Origin of the sequence: Pseudomonas farsensis (assembly GCF_014268805.2) — a bacterium.
In the GTDB taxonomy this organism is placed as follows: domain Bacteria; phylum Pseudomonadota; class Gammaproteobacteria; order Pseudomonadales; family Pseudomonadaceae; genus Aquipseudomonas; species Aquipseudomonas farsensis.
The window spans coordinates 90001-113302 of record NZ_JABWRF020000003.1 but is presented as its reverse complement, the minus strand read 5'-3'; the positions used below and the strand labels follow the sequence as shown (position 1 = coordinate 113302).

Annotated in this window: 24 protein-coding genes and 1 pseudogene; 8 read left to right on the top strand and 17 right to left on the bottom strand. The window is 64.1% G+C overall.

Annotated features, from left to right (window positions below):
- Nucleotides 1-17: 17 nt before the first annotated feature.
- From HU719_RS16755 to HU719_RS16740, 4 genes are all read right to left on the bottom strand, one after another.
- Nucleotides 18-767, bottom strand: coding sequence for a methyltransferase (locus HU719_RS16755; RefSeq protein ID WP_186520976.1), 750 nt, complete (start codon nucleotides 765-767; stop codon nucleotides 18-20).
- Entirely contained in the window at nucleotides 764-1069 is a 306-nt protein-coding gene (locus HU719_RS16750; protein ID WP_186520977.1) for a MazG-like family protein, read from the bottom strand. Before HU719_RS16750 ends, HU719_RS16755 begins: the two co-directional genes overlap by 4 nt.
- Before the next feature lie 64 nt (nucleotides 1070-1133).
- A complete protein-coding gene (locus tag HU719_RS16745) occupies nucleotides 1134-1985 on the bottom strand; it encodes a MaoC family dehydratase (protein WP_186536760.1) in 852 nt (283 codons plus the stop codon).
- Nucleotide 1986: 1 nt separating this feature from the next.
- Nucleotides 1987-3339, bottom strand: a complete 1353-nt coding sequence (locus tag HU719_RS16740) for a 3-oxoacyl-ACP reductase (protein ID WP_186520979.1) — start codon at nucleotides 3337-3339, stop codon at nucleotides 1987-1989.
- A 115-nt stretch (nucleotides 3340-3454) separates the two neighbouring features.
- On the opposite strand from HU719_RS16740, the gene HU719_RS16735 reads away from it, so the two are divergent.
- Together HU719_RS16735 and HU719_RS16730 are read left to right on the top strand one after the other, a co-directional pair.
- The gene (locus tag HU719_RS16735) at nucleotides 3455-4732 is read left to right on the top strand and encodes an acetyl-CoA C-acetyltransferase (RefSeq protein ID WP_186536759.1); all 1278 of its coding nucleotides are present in this window, start codon (nucleotides 3455-3457) and stop codon (nucleotides 4730-4732) included.
- Between the two features lie 77 nt (nucleotides 4733-4809).
- On the top strand, nucleotides 4810-5172 hold the full coding sequence (locus tag HU719_RS16730) for a hypothetical protein (RefSeq protein ID WP_186520981.1): 363 nt from the start codon (nucleotides 4810-4812) through the stop codon (nucleotides 5170-5172).
- A 48-nt stretch (nucleotides 5173-5220) separates the two neighbouring features.
- On the opposite strand, the gene HU719_RS23925 is transcribed toward HU719_RS16730, so the two are convergent.
- The 5 genes and pseudogenes from HU719_RS23925 to HU719_RS16710 form a co-directional block, all read right to left on the bottom strand.
- Nucleotides 5221-5949 (bottom strand): methyl-accepting chemotaxis protein, encoded by a 729-nt coding sequence (locus HU719_RS23925; protein WP_422631733.1) that lies wholly within the window; start codon nucleotides 5947-5949, stop codon nucleotides 5221-5223.
- 129 nt (nucleotides 5950-6078) lie between these two features.
- Nucleotides 6079-7008: pseudogene (locus HU719_RS23920) on the bottom strand (cache domain-containing sensor histidine kinase); the annotation flags it as partial.
- 348 nt (nucleotides 7009-7356) lie between these two features.
- Nucleotides 7357-7755 (bottom strand): Cu(I)-responsive transcriptional regulator, encoded by a 399-nt coding sequence (gene cueR / locus HU719_RS16720; protein ID WP_186520983.1) that lies wholly within the window; start codon nucleotides 7753-7755, stop codon nucleotides 7357-7359.
- Nucleotides 7752-10145 (bottom strand): heavy metal translocating P-type ATPase, encoded by a 2394-nt coding sequence (locus tag HU719_RS16715; RefSeq protein ID WP_186536757.1) that lies wholly within the window; start codon nucleotides 10143-10145, stop codon nucleotides 7752-7754. The genes cueR and HU719_RS16715 overlap by 4 nt, the downstream gene beginning before the upstream one ends.
- Before the next feature lie 54 nt (nucleotides 10146-10199).
- Nucleotides 10200-10586, bottom strand: a complete 387-nt coding sequence (locus HU719_RS16710) for a hypothetical protein (RefSeq protein ID WP_186520985.1) — start codon at nucleotides 10584-10586, stop codon at nucleotides 10200-10202.
- Nucleotides 10587-10732: 146 nt separating this feature from the next.
- Here HU719_RS16710 and HU719_RS16705 point away from each other — a divergent pair, with 146 nt between their 5' ends.
- Both HU719_RS16705 and HU719_RS16700 read left to right on the top strand, forming a co-directional pair.
- The gene (locus tag HU719_RS16705; protein ID WP_186536756.1) at nucleotides 10733-10930 is read left to right on the top strand and encodes a heavy-metal-associated domain-containing protein; all 198 of its coding nucleotides are present in this window, start codon (nucleotides 10733-10735) and stop codon (nucleotides 10928-10930) included.
- A gap of 96 nt (nucleotides 10931-11026) precedes the next feature.
- Nucleotides 11027-12208: a multidrug effflux MFS transporter gene (locus HU719_RS16700; protein ID WP_186536755.1), complete on the top strand. Its 1182-nt coding sequence runs from the start codon at nucleotides 11027-11029 to the stop codon at nucleotides 12206-12208.
- Here HU719_RS16700 and HU719_RS16695 read toward each other — a convergent pair.
- Complete coding sequence (locus HU719_RS16695) at nucleotides 12159-12356, bottom strand: hypothetical protein (protein WP_186520988.1); 198 nt, start codon at nucleotides 12354-12356, stop codon at nucleotides 12159-12161. The two genes, HU719_RS16700 and HU719_RS16695, sit on opposite strands and share 50 nt — an antisense overlap.
- A gap of 454 nt (nucleotides 12357-12810) precedes the next feature.
- On the opposite strand from HU719_RS16695, the gene HU719_RS16690 reads away from it, so the two are divergent.
- Nucleotides 12811-13515 carry an ArsR/SmtB family transcription factor gene (locus HU719_RS16690; RefSeq protein WP_186536754.1) on the top strand — a complete coding sequence of 235 codons (705 nt, stop codon included), beginning with the start codon at nucleotides 12811-12813 and terminating at the stop codon, nucleotides 13513-13515.
- Here HU719_RS16690 and HU719_RS16685 read toward each other — a convergent pair.
- The 4 genes from HU719_RS16685 to HU719_RS16670 all read right to left on the bottom strand — a co-directional run bounded on the left by HU719_RS16685 (nucleotide 13512) and on the right by HU719_RS16670 (nucleotide 17081).
- Nucleotides 13512-14465, bottom strand: coding sequence for an adenosine deaminase (locus tag HU719_RS16685; RefSeq protein ID WP_186536753.1), 954 nt, complete (start codon nucleotides 14463-14465; stop codon nucleotides 13512-13514). The genes HU719_RS16690 and HU719_RS16685 overlap by 4 nt on opposite strands.
- An 82-nt stretch (nucleotides 14466-14547) precedes the next feature.
- The gene (locus HU719_RS16680; RefSeq protein ID WP_186520991.1) at nucleotides 14548-15903 is read right to left on the bottom strand and encodes an 8-oxoguanine deaminase; all 1356 of its coding nucleotides are present in this window, start codon (nucleotides 15901-15903) and stop codon (nucleotides 14548-14550) included.
- Nucleotides 15904-16023: 120 nt separating this feature from the next.
- Nucleotides 16024-16710, bottom strand: a complete 687-nt coding sequence (locus HU719_RS16675; protein WP_186536752.1) for an SDR family oxidoreductase — start codon at nucleotides 16708-16710, stop codon at nucleotides 16024-16026.
- A complete protein-coding gene (locus HU719_RS16670; protein ID WP_186520993.1) occupies nucleotides 16707-17081 on the bottom strand; it encodes a MerR family transcriptional regulator in 375 nt (124 codons plus the stop codon). Before HU719_RS16670 ends, HU719_RS16675 begins: the two co-directional genes overlap by 4 nt.
- Nucleotides 17082-17169: 88 nt before the next feature.
- Between HU719_RS16670 and HU719_RS16665 the strand changes: the two genes are divergently transcribed.
- Complete coding sequence (locus HU719_RS16665; protein ID WP_186520994.1) at nucleotides 17170-17601, top strand: hypothetical protein; 432 nt, start codon at nucleotides 17170-17172, stop codon at nucleotides 17599-17601.
- Nucleotides 17602-17877: 276 nt separating this feature from the next.
- Here the strand turns inward: HU719_RS16665 and HU719_RS16660 are convergent, their stop codons facing one another.
- The 3 genes from HU719_RS16660 to HU719_RS16650 all read right to left on the bottom strand — a co-directional run bounded on the left by HU719_RS16660 (nucleotide 17878) and on the right by HU719_RS16650 (nucleotide 20143).
- The gene (locus HU719_RS16660; protein WP_186536751.1) at nucleotides 17878-18462 is read right to left on the bottom strand and encodes an IMPACT family protein; all 585 of its coding nucleotides are present in this window, start codon (nucleotides 18460-18462) and stop codon (nucleotides 17878-17880) included.
- Between the two features lie 9 nt (nucleotides 18463-18471).
- Entirely contained in the window at nucleotides 18472-19134 is a 663-nt protein-coding gene (locus HU719_RS16655) for a TetR/AcrR family transcriptional regulator (RefSeq protein ID WP_186520997.1), read from the bottom strand.
- A gap of 91 nt (nucleotides 19135-19225) precedes the next feature.
- Nucleotides 19226-20143, bottom strand: coding sequence for a LysR family transcriptional regulator (locus tag HU719_RS16650; protein ID WP_186520999.1), 918 nt, complete (start codon nucleotides 20141-20143; stop codon nucleotides 19226-19228).
- A gap of 118 nt (nucleotides 20144-20261) precedes the next feature.
- Between HU719_RS16650 and aptA the strand changes: the two genes are divergently transcribed.
- Nucleotides 20262-21608, top strand: a complete 1347-nt coding sequence (gene aptA / locus HU719_RS16645) for an omega-aminotransferase AptA (protein ID WP_186536750.1) — start codon at nucleotides 20262-20264, stop codon at nucleotides 21606-21608.
- Between the two features lie 73 nt (nucleotides 21609-21681).
- Nucleotides 21682-23175, top strand: coding sequence for a CoA-acylating methylmalonate-semialdehyde dehydrogenase (locus HU719_RS16640; protein ID WP_186521001.1), 1494 nt, complete (start codon nucleotides 21682-21684; stop codon nucleotides 23173-23175).
- The last annotated feature ends 127 nt before the right edge of the window (nucleotides 23176-23302 follow it).

Sequence of the window (23302 nt, the reverse complement as noted above, 5' to 3'; positions counted from 1 at the left end):
TCCTCCCGGCCGCGTTCTCAGAGGGGGCGGCAGACCCAGTGCAAGTAGCGGCCAAGCCCGGCAAAGCTTGGGTGGCGACGGTGCGCCAGTTCCATTTCCAGCAGGTCGAGCAGCTCGGCCTTGCTTTGGAACTCTCGGGGCATGTAGTCGTGGAACACCCGGATGCCGCTTTCGCTTTCGACCTGCCACAACAATTGAAGTTGCGCCCGGAGTTCGCGCGGATCAAGGGGTTTTTGCGGGGTCAGGCTTTGTTTTTCGCCCGCCAGCTGGTTGCTGCGCAATTTGCGGAAATGCCCCTTGAGCAGGTTGCGATACACCAGCGCGTCGCGGTTGTAGAACGCCAGCGACAAACAGCCATCGGGTGCTGTGAGCTGGTGCAGCACCGGCAGGATGCTCTCGGGTTCGGCCAACCATTCCAGCACCGCATGGCACAGCACCACGTCGTAGGGCTCGGTGAGCTGGCCGAGCAGTGCCTGCCAGGGCGCCTGGATGAACGTCGCCTGCTGGCCCGCCTCGGCAAAGCGGGCGCGGGCGCCTTCAAGCATGGGGCCGGCGGGTTCGGCGAGGGTCACCTGGTGGCCGCGTTCGGCCAGCCACAGCGCCATGTGGCCGAGCCCAGCGCCGATGTCGAGCACGCGCAACGGGCGGTCTGGCAGCGCTTCGGCAAGGTCTGCCTGCAACACCGCCAGGCGAATCGCGCCCTTGGCGCCGCCGTAGATCTTCTCGGCAAAGCGGGTTGCCAGTTCATCGAAGTGACGGTCGTTCATTTGGCGAAGCGCCTCTCGCTGTCGGCAAGCTTGGCGCGTACCACTTCATTCATGTCCAGGCCCAGTTCGCTGCACAGCAGCAACAGGTACAGGACGATGTCGCCGACCTCTTGGCCTGCGTGGGCGAGCTGTTCGGCGGGCAGTTGGCGCGACTGGTCTTCGCTGAGCCACTGGAAAATTTCGACCAGCTCGGCCATTTCGACGCTGGCAGCCATGGCCAGGTTCTTCGGGCTGTGAAAGCCCCGCCAATCGTTGGTGTCGCGGATGCGGTGCAGGCGTTCGGTGAGTTCTTGCAGGTTCATCGGGGTCTCCTCGTGGCGCATAGCTTCCGGTGGGGTCCGATGTAAAGCAAGCCTTCATCAAACGCTAAAGCGAGCCCCAGTTGCCGAGCATGTGCAGCAACCCGCCATGGCCATCCAGGCGCAATTGGCCGGATGGGCCAGGTGCGCTGGCGCCGAGCACCACTTCCGATGGCAGGCGCACCGGTTTGAGGAAGGTGCTTTCGAAGCTGTAGCCGGCGTTGGGCAGATGGCCCTGCAGCGCTGCCAGTGCCATTGCCTGGCTCCACATGCCATGGGCGATGGCCTTGGGGTAGCCGAACAGGCGGGCGCTCAGGGCGCTCAAGTGAATAGGGTTGTAGTCACCGGCAACCCGCGCATAACGGCGGCCGATATCGCTGTCGGCGTACCAGCGGGTCGCTTGCGGCAGGGGCGCAGGTTCAGCCTCGGGGGCTGGCGTGGCAGTGGCGTCGAGCTTGAGCCCGCGTACCAGCATGCGGCTGGTTTCGCGCCACAGCACCCCCAGCCCATCGGCGGCTTCAGTGACCAGCTCGAAGGTGCCGCCCTTGGCGTGTGGTTGCAGGTTGTCGGCATGCACGGAGAAGCGCAGCGCATCGACCCCGCCGAGCGGGCGCAGCACTTCGATGCGGTTGTGCAGATGCACCATGCCCAACAGCGGGAACGGGAAGTCGGGGGCGGTGAGCAGCTGCAGTTGCAGGGTAAAGGCCATTACGTGCGGGTAGGTGCCGGGCAGGCGCCCTTCGTCGGCGAAGTGGCACAGCTTGCGATAGGCGCCAAGGTTGCCGGCATCGATCCGCAGCAGGCAGCGCAAGCCGCGCTCGGGCAGCGTGGCGCCGCTGATCTTGCGTTTGCCCAAGGCGCGCAGGTACAGGTTCAGGCGCGGGTCGGGGTGGTGTATTTCGAGCCAGTTGGCGGTCATCTCAGGCCCCCATCAATGCTTGGCCGCACACGCGCAGCACCTGGCCGTTGACGGCGCCTGCGCCCGGTTGGCTGAGCCAGGCAATGGCTTCGGCAACATCCTGTGGCAGCCCGCCCTGGCCCAACGAACTCAAGCGCCGCCCGGCCTCGCGCAGGCCCATGGGCATGGCGCCGGTCATGTGGGTTTCGATAAACCCTGGGGCTACCGCATTGATGCTCGCGCCGCGCTCGGCAAGGGTTGGCGCCCAGGCTTGCGCCAGGCCGATCAACCCGGCTTTGCTGGCCGCATAGTTGGCCTGGCCGCGGTTGCCGGCAATGCCGCTGACCGAGGCCAGCAGGGTGATGCGTGCGTTGTCGTGCAGCTTGCCGGCGTCCAGCAGCGCCTGGGTGAGCACCTGCGGTGCCTTGAGGTTGACCGCCAGCACCGAGTCCCAGTAGTCGGGGGTCATGTTGGCGAGGGTCTTGTCGCGGGTGATGCCTGCGTTGTGCACAACGATATCCAGGCCCCCCGGCAAGGCTTCGATCAACTGGGTGGCGGCATCGGCTGCGCAGATATCCAGCGCCAACGCCCGGCCGCCCAGGCGTGCGGCGATGGCGTCGAGGTCTTTCTGTGCCTGCGGCACATCCAGCAGGGTCACTTCGGCGCCGTCACGGGCAAGGGTTTCGGCGATAGCGGCGCCGATGCCGCGAGCGGCACCGGTAACCAGTGCATGGCGGCCCGCCAACGGGCGGGTCCAGTCTTCGACCGCAGTGGCGCAGTGGCCCAGGCGCAGCACCTGGCCGGAGACGAATGCGCTTTTGGGCGACAGGAAGAAGCGCAGTGCACCTTCAAGGCCCGACTCGGCGTCGGCGCCGACATACAGCAGGTTGGCGGTTGCGCCATTGCGCAGCTCTTTGCCCAGTGACCGGCTGAAACCTTCAAGGGCACGCTGGGCAACGCTTGCGTGGGCGTCGCCGAGGGTTTCCGGGGCGCGCCCGAGGATCACGACATGGGCACTCGGCGCCAGGCTGCGCAGCAGCGGCTGGAAGAATTCGCGCAACTGCTTGAGCTGATCGCTGTCGGACAAATGGCTGGCATCGAACACCAACGCCTTGAGTTTCGGCCCCAGCCCTGCAACCCAGGCCGGTGACGACAGGCTTGGCTCGTTGAAGCTGTAGCACTCGCCGGTCAAGCGCGGGGCAATCGTTTCGACGTAGCCGGCCAGGGCACCGCCGCCCAATACCAGTGCGCCCTCGACCGGGCGCAGGCGGCCTGCCTGCCAGCGCTCCAGCGGCGCCGGCGAAGGCAGGCCGAGGGCATCGACCAGGCGCCGGCCTAGGTTGGAGTTGGCAAAGCCGAGATAACGATCGCTCATGTACGGGTCTCCTTGAAGGCAAGCATGCAGTGTGGACCATGTTTGTGGCAGGGTCGTTCGAACAGGGCAAAAACCGCCTAGGCTTATCGATCAATTTGTTTCAGGAGGAACAGGCATGCATTCAACGCGCCGGGTCGCGATCCTGGGGGGTAACCGGATCCCTTTCGCCCGTTCCAATGGGGCCTACGCCAAAGCAAGCAACCAGGCGATGCTCACCGCCGCGCTTGAAGGGCTGGTGGAGCGCTATCGGTTGCATGGCCTGCGCCTGGGTGAAGTCGCTGCGGGCGCGGTGCTCAAGCATTCGCGCGACATGAGCCTGACCCGCGAGAGCGTGCTGGGCTCGCGGTTGGCCCCGCAAACCCCGGCCTACGATATTCAGCAGGCCTGCGGCACGGGCCTGGAAGCGGCGTTGCTGGTGGCCAACAAGATCGCCCTGGGGCAGATTGACAGCGGCATTGCCGGGGGTGTCGATACCACGTCCGATGCACCGATTGCGGTCAGTGAAGGGCTGCGCCAGATACTGTTGCAGGCCAGCCGGGGCAAGGACTTGGCTGCTCGCCTCAAGCCCTTCCTGAAACTGCGCCCAGGCCATCTCAAGCCAGAACTGCCGCGCAACGGCGAGCCGCGTACCGGGTTGTCGATGGGCGAGCACTGCGAGCGCATGGCGCAAACCTGGCACATCGAGCGCGCCGAGCAGGATGAACTGGCGCTGCTCAGCCATCAGCGCCTGGCCGCGTCTTACGCTGAAGGCTGGCACGACGACCTGCTCACCCCGTACCAGGGGCTTAGCCGCGACAACAACCTGCGCCCGGACTTGAGCCTTGAGCAACTGGCCAAGCTCAGGCCGGCATTCGAGCGTAGCGGCCAAGGCACACTGACCGCCGGCAACTCGACGCCGCTCACCGATGGCGCGTCGCTGGTGCTGCTGGGTAGCGAGGCCTGGGCCGAGCAGCAGGGCCTGAAGGTGCTGGCCTATCTGGTGGACGGCGAAACTGCCGCGGTGGACTTCGTGCACGGCCACGAAGGGCTGCTGATGGCGCCGGTGTACGCCGTGCCACGGCTGCTGGCGCGCAACGGCCTGAGCCTGCAGGACTTTGACTTCTATGAAATCCACGAAGCCTTCGCCGCCCAAGTGCTGTGCACCCTGAGGGCCTGGGAGGACGCCGATTACTGCCGCACCCGGCTAGGGCTGGAGGCGCCGCTTGGGGCGATCGACCGCAGCAAGCTGAACGTCAAGGGCAGCTCGCTCGCCGCCGGCCACCCGTTTGCCGCCACCGGTGGGCGTATTCTGGCGCACATGGCCAAGTTGCTGGCGACACGCGGCAAGGGGCGCGGGCTGATCTCTATCTGCGCAGCGGGCGGGCAGGGGGTTACGGCTATCGTTGAGCGGTAGGCTGGGGTAAGCGCTTCCTGATGCTGGCGCACGCGCGTGGCCGCCACACTCGCTGCTCATTTCAGAGGAGTGTGGCGATGAGCGGCTTTATGGCAGTGGCGGGCTTCACGCTGGCGCTGAACGCGCAAGGCGCGACTGAACAATGCCCTGCGGTTGCGCAGATAACCCAGACGCAAGTGGCCGGGCAACCTGGGCTGGTTTACCAGGCACCGGGTGGTTGGCGTTTTTACAATCCGACGGCGGTTGCCGCTGATCTTGAGCGCTTTCACTTCAGCCGGGCAAGGTTATGGAAGGACAGCGTGATGTGTGACTACGTCACCGGAAGCTCTGGCGGGGCCCGGCTGACGCGGCCGGGCAAGCGCTCGGCCGCTGAGGGGGAGTGGGTGGGGGAGCAGTGCTTCCCCCTGAGGCAGGGCCCGGGCGAATGCCGGTTCAAATGACCAGCCCGGACTTTACGCGGCCTTGTGTAGGAGCGGCGGTTCCAAAGATCAGGTGCGGAAGCGGCGCACCAGTGTATCCAGCTCGTTCGACAGCCCTGCCAGGCTCTCGGAGTCTTGCCGTGCGGCCTGCGCCAGTTCGGCAACCAACTGCGCATCACCATGGATCTGGCTGATGTGGCGGTTGATGTCCTCGGCGACCTGGTGCTGTTCCTCGGCGGCGGTGGCGATCTGCGTGTTCATGTCGCGGATCACATCCACCGATTCACGAATCTGCCCAAAGCTGTCACGGGCCATGCCAATGCGGCTGACAGACTGCTGCGACACCTCGATGCTGGCGTGCATCTGCTCGGCCACTTCGGCGGTGCGGCTGGCCAGGTTGCCCAGCAGGCCGTCGATTTCGGCGGTGGAGTCGGCAGTGCGCTTGGCCAGCGCGCGGACTTCGTCGGCAACCACGGCAAAACCACGGCCTTGCTCGCCGGCACGGGCCGCTTCGATGGCCGCGTTGAGCGCCAGCAGGTTGGTTTGCTCGGCAATCGAACGGATGGTTCCCAGGATCGACTGGATGGCGTTGCTGTCGCGTTCCAGTTGCTGGATAGACTGCGCCGATTGTTCGATTTCCTGGCTCAGGCGGTCGACGCTTTGTACCGCGGCGTCGATCTGCTGCTGGCCTTCGCGGGCCTGGGCCTGGCCACTGTCGGCAGACAACGCCGCCTGGCTGCACGAACGCGCCACTTCGTTGGCAGTCGCAACCATTTCGTGGAAGGCGGTCGACACCATGTCCACGGCTTCGCGCTGGCGGCCAGCGGCTTCGGCCATGTCGCCGGACACGCGGGTGGAACTGGTGGAGGTGGTGAGGATTTTCCCTGCTGCCGCGCCAATATGCTGGATCAGGCTGCGGATGGCGCCCAGGAACTGGTTGAACCAACTGGCCAGTTGCGCGGTTTCATCGCGGCCACGGATTTCCAGGTTGCGGGTCAGGTCGCCTTCACCTTGGGCGATGTCTTCCAGGCCGCTGGTGACGCTGTTGATCGGGCGTACGATGAGCTTGGCGAAAGTCGCGCCCACTACCGCGAACAAGGCCGCGAGTACCAGGGCAACGATGCCGACCAGCCAGGTCAGGCGGGTGGTGCTGGCCATCACTTCGTTTTCCTGGATCAGGCCGACGAAGGTCCAGCCCAACTGCTCGTCAGGGTAGACGTTGGCCATGAACCGCTCGCCGTCGATCTCGACTTCGACCAGGCCTTTGCCGGCCTTGGCCAGTTCGGCATAGCCGCCGCCGAGGCTGGAAAGCTGCTTGAAGTTGTGGCTGGCATCGCGCGGGTCGACCATCACGTTGCCGTTGCTTTCGATCAGCATCAGGTAACCGCTGTCGCCCAGCTTGATCTTCTTGACGATCTCGGTGAGGCCTTTGAGCGACACGTCGATGTTGACCACACCGCCTGGGCTGCCGAGCTGGTTGGCGACGGTGCGCACGGTGCTGATCAGCACGGCGTCGTCGGCGGCCCAGTAGTAGGCGCTGGTGCGCAGGGTCTTGCCTGGGTTGGCCATGGCCGACTGGTACCAGGGGCGGGTGCGCGGGTCGTAGTTGACGAACTTCTGCCCAGCCGGCCAGCCGACGTAGCCACCGTCGTTGACGCCGTAGGACAGGTAGGAATAGGCGGGGTGGGCGGCTGCCAGGCGGGTGAAGAAGTCCAGCACGCCCTTGTCCTGGTCGCCCAGATCATAGGAAGGGGCGGCGCTCATGTACTTGTTCAGGTTGCTGCCGGTAGCGGCCACCATCGGCTGCGAAGCGATGTACTCGACGTTCTGGTCGATAGCCTGGAAGAAGATGTTCATGGCGTTGCCAACCTGGCGAATTTCCCGGCTGCTGTTATCTAGGAAGTCGTCACGGGCTTCGCCACGCAAGTTGATGATCACCAAGGTGGCGACCAAAACGATGGGCAGGCCGGCTATGACGGCAAAGGCCCAGGTCAGTTTTTGCTTGATGTTCATCCACGCTCCCAGATTTGTTTTTTTCGTGACACAGGCAGGTATCAGGGCATCGGCAGGGTCGGTGCTTTATGTAGCGCTTAAGGCCTAATTCGTTGGTCAGCGGCGCGGCTGGGAAGAAAACTGTCGCGTTTAGGCGATTTGCCACGGTCCTGGCAGGGCAAAAGCCCGCCCCAGTAGGGGCGGCGTTCTGTCTCAGTTGCAACACCCATCGGCCAGGCCCTTGAGGATCGGGCAGTCCGGGCGGTCGTCGCCTTGGCAAGTGGCAACCAGTTCACCCAAGGTATCGCGCAGGCTCACCAGCTCCTCGATGCGCCGGTTGAGCTCATCGATATGCTGCATGGCCAGGGCTTTGACGTCGGCGCTGGCGCGTTGACGGTCCTGCCACAGGGTCAGCAGCCGCGCCACTTCGTCCAGCGAGAAGCCCAGGTCGCGCGAGCGCTTGATGAACGCCAGGCTGTGCAGGTCTTGCGCCTGATACACCCGGTAGCCGCTGTCGCTGCGCTGCGCCGGGCGCAGCAGGCCGATGGACTCGTAATAACGGATCATCTTGGCGCTAAGCCCACTGCGGCGGGCCGCCTGGCCGATGTTCATGGCGTCTCCTGGTCGATGTTGGCGGGTTTCCAGGTTTTGAGCAGCAGCGCATTGCTCACCACGCTGACGCTGGACAGCGCCATGGCGGCGCCGGCCAGCACCGGGTTGAGGAAGCCGAAGGCTGCCAGCGGGATGCCGACGAGGTTATAGATGAAGGCCCAGAACAGGTTCTGGCGGATCTTCGCGTACGTTTTGCGGCTGATTTCCAGCGCGGCCGGGACCAGCCGTGGGTCGCCGCGCATCAGCGTTATACCAGCGGCCTGCATGGCGACATCGGTGCCGCCGCCCATGGCGATGCCGATATCGGCGGCGGCCAGCGCCGGGGCGTCGTTGATGCCATCGCCAACCATGGCCACCACGCCGTCCTGCTTCAACGCCGTGACCGTCGCGGCCTTGTCGGCGGGCAGCACTTCGGCATGCACGTCATCGATGCCCAGCGCCTCTGCGACCACTTTGGCGCTACCACGGTTGTCGCCGGTCAGCAGGTGGCTGCTGATGCCGCGCCGATGCAGGGCACCGATGGCTTCGGCGGCGCCAGGCTTGAGGCTGTCGCCAAATGCAAACAGGCCCAGCACCCGTGGCTGCGCGCCGCGCTCAATCAGCCACGACAAGGTTCGGCCTTCGGCTTCCCAAGCGCTGGCGTTGGCGGCCAGCTCGCCGGGCGATAGTGCGCTTTCATCGAGCAAGCGGCGGTTGCCCAGGGCCAGCTCGAGGTTATCCACATGCCCGGCGATACCGCGCCCGGTGAGCGACTGGCTGTCGCTGACCTGCGGCACGTCCAGGCCGCGTTCGGCGCAGGCGTCCAATACCGCCTTGGCCAGCGGGTGCTCACTGCCACGCTGCAGGGCACCGGCCAGGCGCAGCGCCTGGCCCTGGTCAACGGCCTGCAGGTGGACGATGCGCGGGCTGCCGGAGGTCAGGGTGCCGGTCTTGTCGAACACCACCCGGTTGACTGCATGGGCGCGCTCCAGGGCTTCGGCGTCCTTGATCAGGATGCCGTGGCGGGCTGCGACGCCGGTGCCGGCCATGATCGCTGCGGGCGTGGCCAGGCCCAGCGCGCAGGGGCAGGCGATCACCAGTACCGCGACGGCGTTGATCAAAGCCGTCTCCAGCGCAGCGCCTGCCAGCCACCAGCCGAGCAGGGTGAGCAGTGCCAGCACCAGCACGGCGGGGACGAACACCTGGCTGACTCGGTCTACCAGCTTCTGGATCGGTGCCTTCGCCGCCTGGGCGTCTTCGACCAGGCGAATGATGCGCGCCAGCACCGTTTCGGTGCCCAGCGCGCGGGTTTCTACCAACAGGCGGCCCTCACCGTTGATTGCACCACCGGTCACGGTGTCGCCCGGCTGCTTGGGCACCGGCAGGCTCTCGCCGCTGATCAGCGCCTCATCGGCGTGGCTGCTGCCTTCGAGCACCTGGCCGTCTACCGGGAAGCGCTCGCCGGGTTTGACCAGCACCCGATCGCCCAGGCGCAGTTGGTTGATGGCGACTTCTTGTTCCACGCCCTCGCTTACGCGCACGGCGCGTTCCGGGCGCAGCGCTTCGAGGGCACGAATGGCGCTTGCGGTCTGGCGCTTGGCGCGGCTTTCGAGGTACTTGCCCAGCAGCACCAAGGCGATGACCACGGCGGAAGCTTCAAAATACAGGTGCGGTTGCATGCCGGGGTGGGCGTTGGCCCACTGGTACAGGCTCAGCCCGTAGCCGGCGCTGGTGCCCAGCGCCACCAGCAGGTCCATGTTGCCGGCACCGGCGCGCACGGCCTTGGCGGCGGCGACATAAAAGCGCGCACCCAGAACGAACTGCACAGGGGTTGCCAGCACGAACTGCGCCCAGGCTGGCAGCATCCAGTGCAGGCCGAAGGGTTCGAGCAGCATCGGCAGCACCAGCGGCAGTGCCAGCAACAGTGCTGCGCCTACCGCCAGGCGCTCGTTGCGCAGGCGCCGCTGGGCCAGGTGTTGTTCATCGTCGAGGCTACGCGGCAGGCTGGCGCTGTAGCCGGCTTTCTCTACCGCGCTGATCAGCAGGGTTTCATCGACGCCTTGCAGCAATTGGACATGGGCGCGCTCGCGGGCCAGGTTGACGCTGACCTGCTCCACGGCCGGCAGCTTGGCCAATGCGCGTTCGATGCGCCCGGCACAACTGGCGCAGGTCATGCCACCCAACTGCAATTCAACGGTGCGGGTCGGCACACTGTACCCGGCCTCGCGCACCGCCCCCAGCAACGCCGGCAGGCTCTCGGCCGGGGCCTGGACACGGGCCTGTTCGGTGGCCAGGTTGACGCTGACCTGTTCGGTACCGGTGACCTTGCGCAAGGCGCGCTCGACCCGGCCTGCGCAGCTTGCGCAGGTCATGCCGGTGATCGGCAGATCGAAGGTGGTGGATGCTGGCATGGCGGTTTCCTCCGTGGACAGGCCAGCAGCATCAACCTTGCCATGCGGTCAAGGTCAATAGCCGAGGCTGGCTCGCTTCAGCTCCAGGCCATATTGCCCCATGGCGATGCGGTATTTGTTGATCTGCCCGGCTTGCAGGGTAAGACGCGTGCTGCGCTGGTCTTCAACGCCGGGCAAGCAACCGGGTGCTTGCCCAGGCAGCAGGCGCAGGCGGACATCCACCGGGCCTGGCGGCAGGTTGAACGAGGTCGACTGTTCCTGGAACACCCGCCCCGACAGTTGGTCGTTCAGATACACGCCGATCTCGCAGGTGGTGGCCACTTCCAGGCGTTCCCGGGAAATGATCAGCACGCTGTAGTCGCTGTTGCCCTCGGCGCCGGCCGTTGGCACCACGGCCAGCGCGCCCAGCAACCCGACAAGGCCAAATGCTGCCCTGATCATGAAGAATCTCCTGCTTGGCAAAGTCGTCAAAGGCGCAGCTTGGCCGACCCGGGCGCGGATTTCCACCCCGGCTGTTACGCAGAGAACTTGACCTTGCCCCGATGGCAAGGTCGAAACTGCGCCAAACCCTGAAGGAGGTAACCCCGATGCAAGTGTTCAATGTGCAAGGTATGACCTGCGGCCACTGCGTGAAGGCTGTGACGCGGGCAGTTCAGGAAAAGGATGCTGCTGCGCAGGTGGAAGTCGACTTGGCCGCCCGCCAGGTGCGCGTGCAGAGCGTGCTGGAGGCCCCGCAACTGCTGGCGGCCATTCGTGAAGAGGGTTATGAGGCGCAAGAGGCCTGAGACGGATTTACTCCGTAACTGTTACAAAGGTTTTCATCGCGGGGGGGTGAGCAGCAGGTAGACTAGCGCACTTGCTTAGCCTGCTATGGATTATCCATGAACCTGCGTACCCTGCTGATTCTCGGCGCCCTCAGTGCGTTCGGGCCTCTGGCGATCGACTTCTATCTGCCGGCGTTCCCGGCCATGGCGCTTGCTTTCGGCACCGACGAGCAGCATGTGCAGACCACCCTGGCCGCGTATTTTCTCGGCCTGTCCCTGGGCCAGTTGGCCTATGGCCCGGTAGCCGACCGTTTTGGCCGGCGCATCCCGCTGCTGGTCGGCGTAGGGCTGTTTACTGTGGCCTCGCTCGCCTGCGCCTTTGCGCCCAATCTCGACAGCCTGGTTTTGGCGCGTTTCGTTCAGGCGCTGGGTGGCTGCGCGGGCATGGTGTTGTCCCGGGCAATCGTCAGCGACAAGTGCGACGCCGTGGCCTCGGCCAAAGTGTTTTCGCAACTGATGCTGGTGATGGGGCTTGCGCCGATATTGGCGCCGATGCTCGGCGGGGTGTTGGTAAATGTCGCCGGCTGGCAGTCGATTTTCATCGCCTTGGGGCTGTTCAGTGCGCTGTGCCTGGTGGCCGTCAGCCTTGGTTTGCCCGAAAGCATGCCGCCGCAGATGGTCCGCCAGCCGCTGTCCGGGGCGTTGCGCCAGTACCTGCGGTTGCTGGGTGACCGGGTGTTCGTCGGCCATGCGCTGACCGGCGGTATCGCCATTGCCGGCATGTTCGCGTATATCGCCGGCTCCCCGTTCGTATTCATCAAGCTGTATGGCGTGCCGCCTGAGCATTATGGCTGGCTGTTCGGTACCAATGCCGCAGGTTTCATATTGATGGCGCAGGTCAATGCGCGCCTGCTGGCCAAGCGCGGCCCAGCGTTTCTGCTGGCGCGGGCGGTGTGGCTGTATCTGGTGGCAGGTCTGGTATTGCTGGCCGTGGCGGCGTTGCGCCCGGCCGCGTTGTGGCCGCTGCTGGTGCCGCTGTTCGTGTGCATCTCAAGCCTTGGCTGCATCATCCCCAACGCCTCGGCCTGTGCCATGAGCGGCCAGGGCGCACGCGCCGGCAGTGCCTCGGCGTTGATGGGCTGCCTGCAGTTCAGTGTCGCCGCGGCTGCGGCGGCACTGGTCGGGGTGCTGCATGACGGCAGCGCCGTGCCGATGGCGCTGGTGGTCAGCCTGTGTGGCGCGCTGGTGGTCAGTGTTGCAATGCTGACCCGGCGTGCTCAGGCCAGCCGCTTGGCATAAGCGGGTGCGGGGCCCGCAGCCGGGCCTCCAGCAAGGCAACGAAGGCGCGCGCCTCGGCTTCACTGCGAAAACTCACCAGGTGCTGGTCCATCTGCACCTGCCACGGGCAATTGGGGTTGCGGTTCGACGCACTGACGACAATCTTCATGCTGAACTACCTCCAGTGAGCAGGAGCGGCTCAGTGTAGCGCTGCCCCCTGTATCTGCCAGGCCCGGAAACGTCGCGCTGACTGACGGTCAGGCGCAGCCGGGTGCTTTCTGTTTTACCCGCCTTAAATGACGAACAGGGGTGTGGGGCAGCCCCGTGGTAGCTGTCGGAAATATTTCGCCCTGGGCCTTGCACCTCAAGCGGGCTCGTATTCCTGCGCAATTACCCCTGCGCAGGCTTGCATGGGGCTCCCCACAACGCGCCATTCGGCCCACGCCACTATGCCATTTTGCCTACAAAACCTACCGTGGGGCGCGGCTTATACTGCGCTCGACGACCAGTGCCAGCGAGAGACATTTCCCCCTCATCGTTTACCGCCGAGTGTTTCGTGACGGCCGGATAGGGTGCGCGTCCGTCAAGCCAACCAGACGACACTACTCAGGGACTCGAGCTTCATGAATGCAGTCAACAGCATTACCCAGGTGGCCGGCATGATGGCCGACCCCAAGCGCAGCGCCATGCTCTGGGCACTGATAGATGGCTCCGCCCGCTCGACCGATGAGTTGGCGTTGGCTATCGGCTTGAGTACATCGTCGGCGTGCATGCACCTTTCGTTGCTGGTGGCAGCTGGCCTGCTGCGTGTCGACGTGCGCGGGCGAAAGCGCCATTTCCGCCTGGCAACCCCCGAAGTGGGGGCGGCGGTCGAGGCGCTTGCCAGCATCCAGCTTGGCCAGCACCCGCAAGCGCGGGCGCCGCTACGCATTGCGCCGACCCTAAGCAAGGCGCGCCTGTGTGGGGACCACTTGGGCGGCGAGATCGCCGCGCAGCTGCTCCAGCGTCTGCTCGACGCTAGCTGGCTGGAAGGTGAACCCAGCCACCTGAGTGTCAGCTCGCGTGGCAAGGCTCAGCTGGAAGCGCTGGGGGTGTTCATCGATGCTCTGGCGCCGGGTCACCAGCGTGGTTGCGTGATGTGCCATTGCAGCGAATGGAGCGACCAAGGCCCGCATCTGGGCGGCAGCCTTGGGCATGCCTTGCTCAAGTTGTTCCTGCAATCCGGCTGGGTGCAGGAACTGGACGGCGGCCGCGCGCTGCATGTGCCCCCGCTCGGTGTGCGGCAGATCGGCGCCATCGCAAGGCCGGTCTCGCGGCAGGTGGGTTAGGGTTTGACCAGGCGGGCGTCGAGGCTGTTCTGCGCCAGGCGCTGTGCTTGGTCTTGGGTCATGCCCAGGTGCTCGTGCAGGGCGTAGAAGTTTTCGGTGACGTAGCCGCCGAAGTAGGCCGGGTCGTCGGAGTTGACCGTCACCTTCACGCCACGTTCGAGCATGTCGAGGATGTTGTGCTGGCTCATGTGGTCGAACACGCACAGCTTGGTGTTGGACAGCGGGCAGACGGTCAGCGGGATCTGCTCGTCGATGATGCGCTGCATCAGGCGTTCGTCTTCGATGGCGCGTACGCCATGGTCGATACGCTGGATTTTCAGCAGGTCGAGCGCCTCCCAGATGTACTCGGGCGGGCCTTCCTCGCCGGCGTGGGCAACGGTCAGGAAGCCTTCGCTACGGGCCCGGTCGAAGACGCGGCGGAACTTGCTCGGCGGGTGGCCCTGTTCGGAGCTGTCCAGGCCAACGGCAACGAAGGCATCGCGGAACGGTAGCGCCTGGTCGAGGGTTTTTTCTGCCTCATCTTCGCTCAGGTGGCGCAGGAAGCTCAGAATCAGGCCGCTGCCGATGCCCAGTTGCTCACGGCCATCTTTAAGAGCCTGGTTGATGCCGTTGAGCACCACTTCAAACGGGATGCCTCGGTCTGTATGGGTTTGCGGGTCAAAGAACGGTTCGGTGTGGATCACGTTCTGCGCCTTGCAGCGTTGCAAGTAGGCCCAGGTCAGGTCGTAGAAGTCCTGCTCGGTGCGCAGCACGTCGGCGCCCTGGTAATACAGGTCGAGAAATTCCTGCAGGTTGTTGAACGCATAGGCGCCGCGCAGGGTTTCAACGTCGGCCCAAGGCAGGGCGATCTTGTTGCGTTCGGCCAGGGCGAACAGCAGCTCAGGCTCCAGCGAGCCTTCAAGGTGCATGTGCAGTTCGGCCTTGGGCAAGGCGTTCAGCCAGTCATACATAGTTACTAATCTCGGTCAGGTACGGTTGGCCGACATTCTACAGGGCCTGGCCAGGCAATGCGCCCGGCCAGGCGTGCAGGCGTCAGCCGGCGATCAGGTGGGCGGCGGCCTGGCGGTGGTCAGCAATCAGGCCTTTGATGTCCAGCCCTTCGATCTGGCCGTCGATGACCCGCCACTGGCCACCGACCATGACGCGGTCGGCGCGGTCGGCGCCACATAGCAGCAAGGCCGACAACGGGTCGTGGCTGCCCGAAAAACGCAGTTCGTCGAGCTTGAACAGCGCCAGGTCTGCCTGCTTGCCGACGGCCAGTTCGCCGATGTCGCTGCGCCCGAGCAACTTGGCTGAGCCTTGTGTGGCCCAGCCAAGGGCGCGCTGCGGGGTAATCAGCTCGGCGCCGTAGCGCAGGCGTTGCAGGTACAAGGCCTGGCGCGCTTCAAGGATCATGTTCGAGGCGTCGTTGGAGGCCGAGCCGTCGACACCCAGGCCCACCGTTGCGCCGGCCGCCTCAAGGTCCACCGTCGGGCAGATGCCCGACGCCAGGCGCATGTTCGAGCTTGGGCAGTGGCAGATACCGGTGCCGGCGGCGCCCAGGCGCACGATTTCATCGGGGTTGAAGTGGATGCCGTGGGCCAACCAGGTGCGCGGGCCAAGCCAGCCGACGCTGTCCAGGTAATCGACGGTGCGCAGGCCGAATCGTTGCAGGCAGAAGTCCTCTTCATCCAGGGTCTCGGCCAGGTGGGTGTGCAGGCGCACGTCGAGCTCTTCGGCAAGCTCGGCGCTGGCACGCATGATCTCGGGGGTGACCGAGAACGGCGAGCAGGGCGCCAGGGCAATCTGGATGCGCGCGCCGTCACCGCGTTCGTGGTAGCTGTGGATAAGTCGCTGGCTGTCGGCCAGGATCACCTCGCCCTGTTGCACCGTTTGTTGCGGTGGCAGGCCGCCGTCCTTCTCGCCCAGGCTCATGGAACCACGGGTGAGCATGGCGCGCATGCCCAGCTTGCGCACGGCTTCGACCTGCACGTCGATGGCGTGGTCCAGGCCTTCAGGGAACAGGTAATGGTGGTCGGCGGCGGTGGTGCACCCGGACAGCAGCAGTTCGGCCAGGGCCACTTGGCTTGCCAGCTCAAGCTTGGCCGGGGTCAGCCGCGCCCACACCGGGTAGAGGGTTTTGAGCCAGGGGAACAGCGGTTGGTTGACCACCGGCGCCCAGGCGCGGGTGAGGGTCTGATAGAAATGGTGGTGAGTGTTGATCAGGCCGGGCAGGACCACATGCTCGCGGGCGTCGAACACCTGATCGCAGGGCAGGGCAGGGGCCTGGCCTGCTGCAAGCAGCTCGCTGATACGGCCGTCTTCGATGACCAGGCCGCCGCGCGCGTCGCTGCTGTTGCCGGTGAAGATGGCGAGGGGGGATTTCAACCAGATGCGGATCGCAGGCATTGTGCCGGCTCCTCTGAAAGTGGGTTCAGGTTAGCCAGCTCAGTGTTGCCCTGTCTGCTGATCCAGGTCCGCCGAAGGGGCGAGGCGTCGAGTCTACTGCCTCGCCCCGCGGCTTTCAATTCACCAGGTGAGTGCTTCGCCTTTGTAGTTGATGAAGTGCAGGCCGCCATTGCCACTGTTGGCCTTGATCTGTTTGAGCATGCCCTGGGTGCTGGTGTGCACGTCGATCTCGGCGTTTTCACCGCCCATGTCGGTCTTGACCCAACCTGGGTGCATGGCCAGAACACACAGGTCAGGGCGCTGCAGCTCGACCACAAAACTGTTGATCATCGAGTTGAGCGCGGCCTTGCTGGCCTTGTACAGGCACAGCTCGCCACCATCGGGAATCGCAACGCTGCCCAGAATAGAACTCATGAACGCCAGTACGCCGCTACCTTCACGCAGTTGACCAGCCAGGCGTCGGGCAACACGAATTGGCGCCACGGCGTTGGTCATGAACAGCTCGCCCACTTGCTCGGTGCTTACGCTTTCTAGGTCTTGCGGCAGCGGCCCCATGACGCCTGCGTTGATGAACACCAGGTCGAACACTTCGCCGCCCAGGCGTTGCTTGAGGCCGTCTAGCTGGGCGGTGTCGTTCATTTCCAGTTGTTCGATGCGCACGGTCGGTACGTCAGCCAGGGCCCCAGGTTGTTGCGGGTTGCGCACCGTGGCAGTGACGCGCCAGCCATCTTCGCTAAGGCGCTGCACCAGCCCGAGGCCAAGGCCTCGGGAGGCGCCGATGATCAGGGCGGTCTTGGTTGCGGTCATTGTGGGTCTCCTTGAACAGGGTCAGGTCGAAGCGGGCAGGCGAGGGTCAGGCGTTGGCGCAGTTCGGCGCGAAGTTGCTGCAGTTCGTCCAGGCGTCTTTCGACCAGAGCGAGCTTGTCCTGCAACAGCGCGCTGACGGCCTGGTCGGGTTTGTCTGTCTGCCACAGCCCTTCGACGTTGCTGGCTATTTCGCCAAGGCTGAAGCCCAGGCGCTGTGCGGTGCGGATAAACAGTACCAACTGCGCGGTTTCGGCGGGGTAGTCGCGGTAACCATTGGCCAGGCGATAGGCGCGGATCAACCCGCGTTCTTCATAGAAACGCAGGGTGTCGCGGCTGACGTCACAGGCCTGAGCCAGTTCGCCGATACGCATGCTGGAATCCTTCCAATTAACAGGGCTTGACCTTGGAGCATACTCCAGGCTTTAGCCTCGCGCTTTCGATGATTGATCAGGAGGCGTCATGTGGAGTTCTGAGGGGTATCGCAAGCTGGTGCGAGCCAGCGGCATTTACGACTTGCTGATTGCGGGGGCATTTGCCACGCCGTGGACCTTTGCCTTGTTGCATGAGCAATTGGGGCAGTTGCACCAGATGCTCGGCTTTGCCGGATCGCTGCCGGCATTCGACCCGGTTCAGGTGCTGTTGGGCAACCTGATGGGGTCGATCATTTGTGTCTGGGCGTGGTTGCGTATCCGCGATCCGCAGCGCCAGTTCGGCCGTTATGACGCAGTGGGCCGGCTGCTGTTTGCCACTTGGCAGGCGTATGCGTTGGCATTGGGCGCAACGCCAGTGATTGCGGTGATATTGCTGCTGGAACTGGTATGGCTGGTGCTGCAGGTGTGGCCGGTGGCAAACGAACAGCCAGCTGATCAAAAAATGATCGCTGCGCTGTAGGGCTTGCTGCGCCTGTGCCCGGCGCAATGGCTAACCGGTTATCCACAGGCTGCTCCACAGTAACTGTGCGCAAGCTTGGCGCCACGGCAAAGGCCGAATGCAGTCTCGAATATGCCGCTAGCTGGGGATAACTTACTGATCCTGCGCGCATTAAGCCGCTGTAACAAGATTGTGATCAAAATATGATCAAAGCCCTGCAAGCCTTGCAGTTAAAGGCTTGTAACAATTAGCCCCAAGCTTATCCACAGGCAGGCCCACAGTAGTTGTGGGCAATGTTCAGCGTGGTTCGAGCAGGATGCGCCCACGGCTGAGGTCGGCCAGTTGTTGTTGCAGCAGGGCCAGGTGGGCGCCGCCCAAGGCGATGTGCAGGTCGACGCCATTGGCGGTGAACTGTTCGTCCAGCACCAGGCCGTCCAGTTCTGCCACGCGCAGCTTGAGCAACGCCAGTTCGCTGAAGCTGCAACTGCAACGGAACTCGCTGCGTTCGACCAGCAGCCGCTTGGGTGCCTGCTGCAGGCACTTGTTGGCGCCGCCGCCGTAGGCGCGGGCCAAACCACCGGTGCCCAACTGGATGCCGCCGTACCAACGGATCACCAGGACCACGACCTGGTCACAGTCCTGCGCCTCGATGGCGGCAAGGATCGGCCTGCCGGCGGTACCGCCAGGCTCGCCGTCATCGCTGCTGCGGTACTGGCCGCCGAGCTTCCAGGCCCAGCAGTTGTGGGTGGCCGCCAGGTCGCTGTGGCGTTCGATGAAAGCCATGGCCTCGGCCGGGCTGGCGATGGGGCCGGCGAGGGTGATGAAGCGGCTTTTGCGGATCTCCTCGCGGAACTCGCAAAGCTCGATCAGGGTAGAAGGCATAGGTCCGGGTCAGGCGGGCGGGTTGATACCGCAGCCTTTGAGAATAATGTGGATAAGGTTGTTGCTGGCGTCTTCGATGTCCTGCTTGGTCAGGCGGCTGCGGCCGGTGACCTGGCAAATCTGGGTGGCGAAGTCGGCGTAGTGCTGGGTGCTGCCCCACAGCAGGAAAATCAGGTGCACCGGGTCTACCCGGTCCATTTTGCCGGCGTCCATCCAGGCCTCGAACACCGCGGCGCGGCCACGGAACCACTCGCGATAGTCGGCGCTGAAATACTCGCTCAGGCACTCGCCGCCGCTGATCACTTCCATGGCGAAAATGCGCGAGGCCTGCGGGTTACGCCGGGAGAATTCCATTTTGGTGCGAATGTACTGGCTCAGTGCCTGGCCTGGATCGTCGTCAACGCTCAGGGCGTTGAAGGTGCTGTCCCACAGCTCGATGATGTTGCTCAGCACGGCGATGTACAGGCCGAGCTTGTTGGTGAAGTAATAGTGCAGGTTGGCCTTGGGCAGGTTGGCCTTGAGCGCGATGGTGTTCATGCTCGTGCCTTTATAGCCGTGGCGGGCGAACTCGTCCTCGGCGGCCTGGATGATGGCCTGTTCGTTCTTCTGGCGGATGCGGCCGGCGGGCTTGCCCGAATTGGAGAGGCGATGCGCAGGGACTTCTAGGGTCATGGACGATTCCGTACAGGGTCGTTGGCAACGAATTGTCGGACAGATTACCTTCCTGTGCCGAAGTGACAAGCGTTTGCGTCAGCCACAGGCATCAGCGTGTCGCAGCCAGACTCTCGAGAAAACTCTCCAGCACCAGGTTCGGGCGCCTGCCTTTGCGCGTTACCCAGCTCAGGCTCAGGTCATAGAAGCGCTGCGCGGGCTTGAGTGCCCGCAGGCGCCCCTGCTGGACCCAGGTGCTGGCGTAGTGGTCGGGCAAATAGCCAATGTAACGCCCGGTGAGAATCAGAAACGCCATGCCCTCGCGGTCCGAGGCGCTGGCGGTGCAGTGCAGCGCCTGGTAATGAGCCTGCACTTCAGCCGGCAGGCGGAACGTGGGGGCGATGGCATCCTGGCTGTTGAGGCGCTGGTCGTCGACCTGCTGGTCATCGGCATAGAACAGCGGGTGGCCGACGGCGCAGTACAGCAGCGAACGTTCGCTGTACAGCGGCTGGTATTCCAGGCCCGACAGCGGGCTGGTCTGCGGCACCACGCCGACATGCAGGCTGCCGTCGAGCACGCCTTGTTCTACCTGGCTGGGGGCGATCATGCGGATCTGGATGCGCACATCCGGGCCGCGGTCCTTGAGCTCGGCCAGGGCATGGGTGATGCGCATGTGTGGCAGGGTGACCAGGTTGTCGGTCAGGCCGATGTTCAGCTCGCCGCGCAGGTGCTGGTGCAGGCCGTTGACCTCGGTGCGGAAACTTTCCAGGGCGCTGAGCAGTTGCAAGGCCGAGTGGTATACCTCGCGGCCTTCCTCGGTCAGCGAAAAGCCTGCACGGCCACGCTGGCACAGGCGCAGGCCCAGGCGTTGCTCGAGGTCGTTCATCTGCTGGCTGATGGCCGAGCGGCCGATGCCGAGCACGTTCTCGGCGGCCGAGAAGCCGCCGCACTCGACCACGCTGCGATAGATCTTGAGCAGGCGGATATCGAAATCGCTGACCTGGGCGAGGGCATCGGGGCGTCGGCTCATCTGTTTAGCCTGCTGCTGACTGAAGGTTAGAAATGTTGGGTTTTCCGGACTTTATCGTCATGCGAATTTAGCTGCAACAACAGCCATCGCTGCCCGATCGTCCTACGAGGAACCGCCGATGAACATGCCTGCAACCGACCATCCCGGATTGGCCAGCCAGCTCAAGCTGGATGCCCACTGGATGCCCTACACCGCCAACCGCAATTTCCAGCGCGACCCGCGCCTGATCGTGGCGGCCAAGGGCAACTATCTGGTCGATGACAAGGGCCGCAAGATCTTCGACGCCTTGTCGGGGCTGTGGACCTGCGGTGCGGGGCATACTCGTCAGGAAATCTCCGACGCAGTGGCGCGCCAGGTGGCTACGCTCGATTACTCTCCGGCATTCCAGTTCGGCCACCCGCTGTCGTTCCAGCTGGCCGAAAAAATCGCCAACCTGGTGCCTGGTGACCTGAACCACGTGTTCTATACCAACTCGGGCTCCGAGTGCGCCGATACCGCGCTGAAAATGGTGCGTGCCTACTGGCGCCTCAAGGGGCAGGCCAGCAAGGCCAAGATCATTGGCCGTGCCCGTGGCTACCATGGCGTGAATATCGCCGGCACCAGCCTGGGTGGGGTCAACGGCAACCGCAAGATGTTCGGCCAGTTGCTCGATGTCGACCACCTGCCTCACACCGTGCTGCCGGCCAACGCCTTCAGCAAGGGCCTGCCAGAAGAGGGCGGCATCGCCCTGGCCGATGAGATGCTCAAGCTGATCGAGCTGCACGACGCGTCCAACATTGCTGCTGTGATCGTCGAGCCGCTGGCAGGCTCGGCAGGTGTGCTGCCACCGCCGAAGGGCTACCTGAAGCGCCTGCGCGAAATCTGCACCCAGCACAACATCCTGCTGATCTTCGACGAAGTGATTACCGGTTTCGGCCGTATGGGCGCGATGACCGGTGCCGAAGCCTTCGGGGTTACCCCAGACCTGATGTGCATTGCCAAGCAGGTCACCAACGGCGCCATCCCAATGGGCGCGGTGATCGCCACCGGCGAGATCTACCAGACCTTCATGAACCAGCCGACGCCTGAATACGCGGTCGAATTCCCCCACGGCTATACCTATTCGGCGCACCCGGTTGCATGCGCAGCCGGGATCGCGGCGCTGGACTTGTTGCAAAAGGAAAACCTGGTGCAGTCGGCCGCTGATCTTGCGCCGCACTTCGAGAAGTTGCTGCACGGCGTCAAGGGCACCAAGAATGTCGTCGACATCCGCAACTACGGCCTGGCCGGCGCCATTCAGATTGCCGCCCGCGATGGTGATGCCATCGTGCGCCCCTACGAGGCCGCAATGAAACTGTGGCAGGCCGGCTTCTATGTGCGCTTCGGCGGCGACACCCTGCAGTTCGGGCCAACCTTCAATACCCAGCCGCAGGAGCTGGACCGCCTGTTCGACGCGGTGGGCGAAGCCCTGAACAAGGTCGACTGATTTTTCCGATTTCGACGCCAGGCGCGGCTGATATGGCGCGCGCCGGTTTCTGCCCTCTTTATAGGAGTTATGCATGAGCATCGTTCAGCACTTGATCAACGGCGAGCTGGTCAGCAAAGGTGAGCGCACCACCGACGTTTTCAACCCGTCGACCGGCCAGGCGGTACGCAAGGTCGAGCTGGCCAGCCGCGCGACTGTGCAAGAGGCCATCGATTCGGCCAAGGCCGCGTTCCCGGCCTGGCGTAATACGCCACCGGCCAAGCGCGCCCAGGTGATGTTCCGCTTCAAGCAGTTGCTCGAGCAGAACGAAGCCAAGATCTCGCAGATGATCAGCGAAGAACACGGCAAGACCCTCGAAGACGCTGCCGGCGAACTCAAGCGCGGTATCGAGAACGTCGAGTTCGCTTGCGCAGCGCCTGAAGTGCTCAAGGGTGAATACAGCCGCAACGTCGGGCCGAACATCGATGCCTGGTCGGACTTCCAGCCGCTGGGCGTGGTTGCCGGGATTACCCCGTTCAACTTCCCGGCCATGGTGCCGCTGTGGATGTATCCGCTGGCCATCGCCTGTGGCAACGCATTCATTCTCAAGCCGTCCGAGCGCGACCCGAGTTCGACGCTGTTCATCGCCCAGCTGCTGCTGGAAGCTGGCCTGCCTAAAGGCATCCTCAATGTGGTGCACGGCGACAAGGAAGCAGTCGATGCGCTGATCGAGGCGCCCGAGGTAAAAGCCTTGAGCTTCGTCGGCTCTACGCCGATTGCCGAGTACATCTACGCCGAGGGCACCAAGCGCGGCAAACGCGTACAAGCGCTGGGTGGCGCCAAGAACCACGCAGTGCTGATGCCCGATGCCGACCTGGATAACGCCGTCAGTGCCTTGATGGGCGCAGCCTACGGTTCGTGTGGTGAGCGCTGCATGGCTATTTCGGTGGCGGTGTGCGTGGGTGACCAGGTGGCGGATGCGTTGATCGCCAAGCTTGAGCCGCAGATCAAAGCCCTGAAGATCGGCGCCGGCACGTCCTGTGGCCTGGACATGGGGCCGCTGGTCACTGCAGCTGCGCGTGACAAGGTCGTTGGCTATATAGATGACGGCGTTGCCGCCGGCGCCAGGCTTGTGGTCGATGGCCGCGGGTTCCGCGTCTCGGGTAACGAAGATGGCTATTTTGTCGGCGGCACCTTGTTCGACAAGGTGACCCCTGAAATGCGCATCTATAAAGAAGAGATCTTTGGCCCGGTGCTGTGCATCGTGCGGGTGAACAGCCTCGAGCAGGCGATGCAGCTGATCAACGACCATGAGTATGGCAATGGCACCTGTATCTTCACCCGTGATGGTGAGGCCGCGCGGCTGTTCTGTGACGAGATCGAAGTCGGCATGGTGGGTGTGAACGTGCCGCTGCCGGTACCTGTGGCATACCACAGCTTCGGCGGCTGGAAGCGCTCGCTGTTTGGTGACCTGCATGCCTATGGGCCGGATGGGGTGCGTTTCTATACCCGCCGCAAGGCGATTACCCAGCGTTGGCCGCAGCGTGCCAGCCACGAAGCGTCGCAGTTTGCGTTCCCAAGCCTTTAATAGGTGAATGAGAGCGGGGAGGCCAAACGGCCTCCCCGCTTTGTTTTCGCTTATATTTCAGTTTCTTGAAATAAAGGGTTGACGCCGTTTCAGATCCCCTTATAATGCGCCCCACTTCCAGCGACAA